This is a genomic window from Streptomyces glaucescens (genome assembly GCF_002154375.1).
GTDB lineage: Bacteria > Actinomycetota > Actinomycetes > Streptomycetales > Streptomycetaceae > Streptomyces > Streptomyces glaucescens.
The window spans coordinates 1-5,918 of record NZ_MUND01000425.1 but is presented as its reverse complement, the minus strand read 5'-3'; the positions used below and the strand labels follow the sequence as shown (position 1 = coordinate 5,918).

Annotated in this window: 7 protein-coding genes and 1 pseudogene; 6 read left to right on the top strand and 2 right to left on the bottom strand. The window is 68.9% G+C overall.

The features are described from left to right. The 3 genes from CCN42_RS26110 to CCN42_RS26100 all read left to right on the top strand — a co-directional run. The coding region (locus CCN42_RS26110) for a helicase-related protein (protein WP_169731524.1) at positions 1-663 on the top strand (663 nt) is incomplete at its 5' end. Between the two features lie 38 nt (positions 664-701). Further along, a complete protein-coding gene (locus tag CCN42_RS26105) occupies positions 702-1,016 on the top strand; it encodes a CBS domain-containing protein (RefSeq protein ID WP_086739282.1) in 315 nt (104 codons plus the stop codon). Between the two features lie 49 nt (positions 1,017-1,065). After that, entirely contained in the window at positions 1,066-1,374 is a 309-nt protein-coding gene (locus CCN42_RS26100) for an SCO5918 family protein (protein WP_086739280.1), read from the top strand. Between the two features lie 148 nt (positions 1,375-1,522). On the opposite strand, the gene trhA is transcribed toward CCN42_RS26100, so the two are convergent. Continuing rightward, positions 1,523-2,299 (bottom strand): PAQR family membrane homeostasis protein TrhA, encoded by a 777-nt coding sequence (gene trhA / locus CCN42_RS26095; RefSeq protein WP_086739278.1) that lies wholly within the window; start codon positions 2,297-2,299, stop codon positions 1,523-1,525. A 506-nt stretch (positions 2,300-2,805) separates the two neighbouring features. Here trhA and CCN42_RS26085 point away from each other — a divergent pair. Both CCN42_RS26085 and CCN42_RS46210 read left to right on the top strand, forming a co-directional pair. Then, positions 2,806-3,624 (top strand): alpha/beta fold hydrolase, encoded by an 819-nt coding sequence (locus CCN42_RS26085; protein WP_086739276.1) that lies wholly within the window; start codon positions 2,806-2,808, stop codon positions 3,622-3,624. A 418-nt stretch (positions 3,625-4,042) separates the two neighbouring features. Then, positions 4,043-4,336: pseudogene (locus CCN42_RS46210) on the top strand (IS5/IS1182 family transposase); the annotation flags it as partial. A gap of 138 nt (positions 4,337-4,474) precedes the next feature. Here CCN42_RS46210 and CCN42_RS26075 read toward each other — a convergent pair. Further along, positions 4,475-4,861, bottom strand: a complete 387-nt coding sequence (locus tag CCN42_RS26075; protein ID WP_086739275.1) for an HGxxPAAW family protein — start codon at positions 4,859-4,861, stop codon at positions 4,475-4,477. Positions 4,862-5,027: 166 nt separating this feature from the next. Between CCN42_RS26075 and CCN42_RS26070 the strand changes: the two genes are divergently transcribed. Beyond that, positions 5,028-5,471 carry a MarR family transcriptional regulator gene (locus CCN42_RS26070; protein ID WP_211294799.1) on the top strand — a complete coding sequence of 148 codons (444 nt, stop codon included), beginning with the start codon at positions 5,028-5,030 and terminating at the stop codon, positions 5,469-5,471. Positions 5,472-5,918: the final 447 nt, after the last annotated feature.

The window sequence follows — 5,918 nt, the reverse complement described above, 5'->3', positions numbered from 1 at the left end:
GCCGGCGCGGTCACGACGATGGAGCACCACGTGCTGCACGTCCACGGCACCGACAAGCACACCGCCACCACCGAGATCGCCGCACGCGACGGCCGCGTGATCATGTTCCTCGACACCAAGCACGCCGTCGACCGCCTCACCGAGCACCTCCTGAACAGTGGAGTACGGGCCGCGGCCCTGCACGGCGGGAAGTCACAGCCACAGCGCACCCGCACCCTGGCACAGTTCAAGACCGGGCACGTCAACGTGCTGGTCGCCACCAACGTCGCAGCGCGCGGCATCCACGTCGACAACCTCGACCTGGTCGTCAACGTCGACCCGCCGACCGACCACAAGGACTACCTCCACCGCGGCGGCCGCACCGCCCGCGCCGGCGAGTCCGGCAGCGTCGTCACCCTCGTCACCCCGAACCAGCGGCGCGGCATGACCCGCCTCATGGCAGCGGCCGGCATCGTCCCGCAGACCACCCAGGTCCGCACCGGAGAAGAAGCCCTGCACCGCATCACCGGCGCCCAGACCCCGACCGGCATCCCGGTCGTCATCACCACACCGGCGGCCGAACGCCCCAAGAAGCGCAGCACCACCTCACGCGGCCGACGCCGCCCCGCCTCGGCGACCCGCCACGCCCCCGCACACCAGTCCACTGCCGGGGCGACCGCATAGAAATCAGGAACCCGGCCCATCTGCGCAGGAGGCACCCTTTGACACTGGTCCAGTTGCAGACCCGCTCCGTGAGCGCTCATCCCCTGCAAGGCACGGTGGTCGATATCGTCTGCGACGAAGACGCCCGGTGCGTGGGCCTGGTCACCCACGCCCAGCTCACCACCGTCCGGGACAGCTGCGGATACACCGACCGGATCCGCCTGAGTGACATCACCGACGGCAGCGGGCCGTTCGTCTCACCTTCGGCCACGAGGGCCGAAGCCGAGGACGCGATGCCCCACGGGCGGCCCGGGCCCGTGCCCGTGGTCGACGAACACGGCAGCGCCCTGGGCGTCCTCACTCTCTCCCGCTGAACCGCCGCACGGCGGTCGGCCCCGTTTCCTCTTCTGCCTGTGAGGCATCATGCGCTGTGTCATCGCCCGCTTCCCGTTCGACCTGACCAAGAGCGGCGTGCTGGAATCGATGAAGGGCATCAAGCCCGAGCCGGTCACCGGTGAGTCCGTGATCATCGGACGGCGCCACTACCCCGCCAAGCAGGTCGGCCAGGTCATCACCCGCCAGGACCGCCGCGACTTCAGCGCCGGCGAGGTCCTGAGGGCCATGGCCCGGCTCGGCTTCACCTGCCGCACCCTCCCCGAGGCCGCACCCGCCCCCATCGAAAGCCCGTTGCAGCGGGCTTCCGCGATGCTCGGCACTCCTCTGTCCGTCTGACCGACGCGACAGACGCCCGCTGCCCCAGAACAGCGGTGAGGGCCCGACCGGCGCACGCCGGTCGGGCCCTCAGTGCATGCCGCATTCCCCGATCGGTGCGCGAATGGGGCGACAGAACCGTGACGCCGGAGTAATCCGGCTGCTGCGGTCAGTAGACGGCGAGGGAGATGGCGATGTAGTGCATGGTGAAGGCTGCCACGGTCAGAGCGTGGAACACCTCGTGGAAGCCGAACCAGAGGGGCGAGGGGTTGGGGCGTTGGACGGCGTACACCACCGCTCCCGCGCTGTAGAGGAGACCGCCGGTCACTATCAGGGTGACTACGGCCGCTCCGCCGCTGTGCAGGAAGTCGGGCAGGTAACGCACCGGTGCCCACCCCAGGGCCAGGTAGCAGGGGGTGTACAGCCAGCGGGGAGCACTGACCCACAGGACACGAAAGGCAATGCCGGCCAGCGCACCCGTCCACACAATCCACAGCAGCAGAGCTTGCCGGTCGGGGGAAAGGAGCACGGCCAGAGGGGTGCAGGTTCCAGCGATGATCAGAAAGATGTTGGCGTGGTCGAGGCGACGCAGAACGGCCTCACCCACTGGCCCCCATGTGCCCAGGTGGTAGACGGCGCTCGTCCCGAACAGCAGCCAGGCGGTCACGGAGTACACGACGCAAGCCCAGGTCGCCGGCGTCCGGGCCAGGCAGACCAGGACGATGCCGGCGCTCAAGGAGGCGGGGACCATCGCGGCGTGAAGCCAGCCACGCAGCTTCGGCTTGACCGGCTCGACCAGGTCCGCCGCCCACCCAACCAGGTCGGCAACAGGATGAGGATTCTCCCCCGCATCGCCATGGCGTGATCCGTCGGGGAGACCGGCTGCAGCGTCGCCAGACCCGACTCCCCGTACCGTCTCGGACTTCTGGGCATCATCAGGAAGCATCTGATCATGCTAGGAGCCTGCCCGTAACAGTTCTCGCCGAAGGTCGGTCTCCTCCCCCGCCAGACCGGTAGCCGGACTGCCCTGGTCATCGGGCCGACGGCGTCCATCAGCTGGTAGGCGAGCTGCCGGATGTCGTCGTCGTGGGCAGACGCGCGGCCGAGCGGCGGGCCTTCTCCCACGAGGTGCCGCCCGCGAACTTCAAGGTGAGAGTCAGGGCGCGGGGGATGACGGGGCGGGGGTCGATGCTTTGGGCGTGGTCGGTGGCGAGGCGGCCGGCGCGGCCTCCGAGGAGGTCCGACGGAGATCTCCAGGTCGGCGACGAGATATCAGTCATAGCCTCGGCCGTCGAGCGGCCACATCGGAGGATGTTCCTCTCCGGTTCGGAGGTGGCTCCGCGCGCGGGTGTCCCGCCGATCAGGTGACCTCTCTATGCATCGGTGGCGGCGTGGCGCGGCGGTATTCGTCCACCGGCCGACTGTGGAGATCATGACGTAGGAGGTGCATCCATGGGCGAGTACGTCGAAGCCAACGGAACCACGATCTGGACCGAGATTCGAGGCCAAGGTCCCGATGTCCTGCTGATCGCGGGGCTGAGCGACCCCGCCGAGGCGTGGCAGGCGCAGCTCGACGGGCTGTCGGACCGGTACCGGGTCATCGCCTTCGACAACCGAGGGTCGGGGCGGACGCCGTTGCCCGAGGGGCCCATGACCGTGGCCATGATGGCCGACGACGCCGCAGACCTGCTCCGTGTGCTCCAGGTCGACAGGGCGCATGTCGCCGGTTTCTCGGGCGGCAGCGCGATCGCTCAGGAGCTGGCGCTCCGTCACCCGGAGAGGGTCCGCAGCCTCGTCCTCATGAGTACCTGGGCACGGGCGGACGCCTACTTCACCGCCATGACCCGCTTCTGGCACTGGCTGGTGACGGAGGCGCCCGACGAGCGCGCCATGCAGGAGGCGTTCCTCCTGTGGATCTACACGCCCCGCGCCCACGCCGACGGCACGGTGCAGCGGATCATCGACGAAATGCTCGCCTTCCCGTACCCGCAGCCCGCCGAGGCATTCCAGCGTCAACTGGAGCCGTTCATGCGGCATGACACGCTCGACAGGCTGCCTGGCATCACCGCTCCGAGCCTCGTCCTGGCCGGCGAACAGGACATCGCCACGCCGGCGCGGCTCGGACGGGTCGTGGCCGATGCCATCCCGGGCGCCCGCTTCGAGAGCATGGCGGGGGAGGCACATCAGCCGTTCCAGGAGTCCCCGGACATGTTCAACGCACGGGTCGACGCCTTCTGGCGTGAGGTCGACGGCGGAACCTTGCCGTCCTGATCCTCAAGCCGCGTCCAGTGGCAGGTCTTTCGCCGCCATCCCACTACGGGCGACATGTGCAAGCGGCGAAGAGGCCAAGCCCGAACACCCCAGACGGGCCTGGTAGCACCAGCGTGCCAACGGCCTTCACAGGCCTGCCGAGCTGACGCGATCGCCGATCGCCAGCGCGATAGGCCACCGGGCCGTCCCGGCCACATGGTCCTGCTGCCCCTCTCCTTCACCGCACCGGAGCGCTTCCTGGATGGGGACACCCTCGACTCTCTGTCGATCGCCGAGGATGACGGGCGCACCTAGCTCTACGCGGACGACGACCCGGACGTCTGCCCCGCTTTCCGGCTGCGGCTCCAGGGCGGCTGAGCCCGTCGCGACGCGCGGCAGCCGGTGAGGGTGCACCGTCCCCGCGGGGCCAGGCACTCGCGTCGTCGCCCCAGGCGACGTCAACGACTCCACGGTGTTCGACACGGTGCTGGACGCGGTGTCAGTGCCCCGTGTATCCGCAGGCCGTCCCCGTCCCCGTCCCCGTCCCCGTCGCAGGCCTGAGGCGGTCATCGCCGACAGGACGTGATTGTCACAAGCCGACCGGACCGGCTCACGGCGCCGCGGCATCCGAGCGGTCATCCCTGAACGGTCCGACCAGATCGCTAGCCGAAAGCGCCGAGGATCGGTCGGCGGGCGGCCTCCAGCCTTCGATCCAGAGCAGTACAAGGCCCGCAAGTGGTTGAACGCCGCTGCAGCGTGGACCAGATGGTCGAGCACGTCGGCGGCACCCCAGCGAGAAGGTGCTGGTCGACCAGGGCTTCGAGAAGCAGGTCGTCGCGCATGGTGCCGGCCTGGGCTCGACGTGCGGTCATCAGGCGGACGTCGACGTGATGACCTCGAACCCGGTCCCGGAAGGTTCCGCTTCAGCAGCGGGCTCTTCATTCGTTGCGCCACGCCGCCCCGCCAGGCGGCACCCCAGGCAGCCGGGGTGCCCCGCCCGCGCACTGACGTCCCGGACGCGCCAGCCCCACTGCTCAACCGGGCGCGGCCCGCTCGGCTTGCCCCAACCTGCCAGGTGAAGCATCCATGTAACGAGAAGCGCCAGGACGAGAACGCCGACGCCGACGCCGACAATCGTCCCAGAGGGCACGATCACGCCGAGACCGCACAGCCCGGAACCCAGGGTCGCCACGGTCACTCCGGTCCAGCCGGCGAGTGTATGACCCAGGTCGTACGGATCGTCTCCGTGGATGAACATGAGCCTGCTCCTTGAGGGCTGTAAGGATGAGGGAGAGGAGGTGGTCCGCACGACGACCACCATCCAATGGCTTATCTCGCGAGATAAGTATCTTAGATGCTAAGGGGAATTTGTGGTGCACCGCAAGGCGCGTCCGGCCGCGACGAGCGAGCAGGCGCTCTACGCCATGGACCGGATGATCGCGACAGCGCAGTTCGGCCAGCAGGACATCGCACGCCGACTCGGTCTCAACGTCACCGACCTCACCTGCCTTGGCTTCGTCATCGAGGCATCCATGGCCGGCGAATCCCTGGTCGCCGGTGACCTGGCGGATCAGGCGAGACTGACCACGGGGGCGGTGACGGGTGTGCTGAACCGGCTGGAAAAGGCCGGCTACATCCGGCGCAGCCCGGATCCGAGAGACCGCCGACGCGTGGTCGTTGTGATGGAGGAGACGGCTCAGCAGCGCATCCTGGCGGTGTACGGCCCCCTGTACCAGCGCCTGGACGCCCTCTTCGCCGACTACGACACCGAGGAGATAGCGGTGCTGACGGACTGGTTCACCCGGGCTCGGGAACTCTTCGGGGAGGCGGTGAAGGAGATCCGAGAAGACTCTCGGCAGCCGCAATGACGGGACGACTCGTTGGTCGTTCCAGAGGCCCGGTCTGCCGGCAGACCCGGATGCGCACGAAGGGCGACTGCCGGTGGAGTGGGAGGGGTTCGACCTGACGGTCTGCACCATTGAGGAGCCTTCACGGCGGCGATCGGCCCGAACGCGGACGAGATCAACTGGGACAGCCTGTGCTGACCGGACGCGCCCGAGGCGGGCTTTCTCGGCGAGTCCAAGCACGCACAGGTCACGTTCCTCCTCAACACCCACACCCGCGAGCTCAACGCGCCAGCGGAGCTTGACCGGGCGCGCCAGGGCGGCCTGGGACATCCCGGAGGGCAAGCTGGACAGTCAGAACTCCACCGGCTCGGTCCCACCGGCCGACCACGGCTGGCTGGGACTTCCGGGCACCGCCGACGACCTGCTCGCCTCCCGGCCGGAGAACTCCACCCCGATCACCGCCCCCTC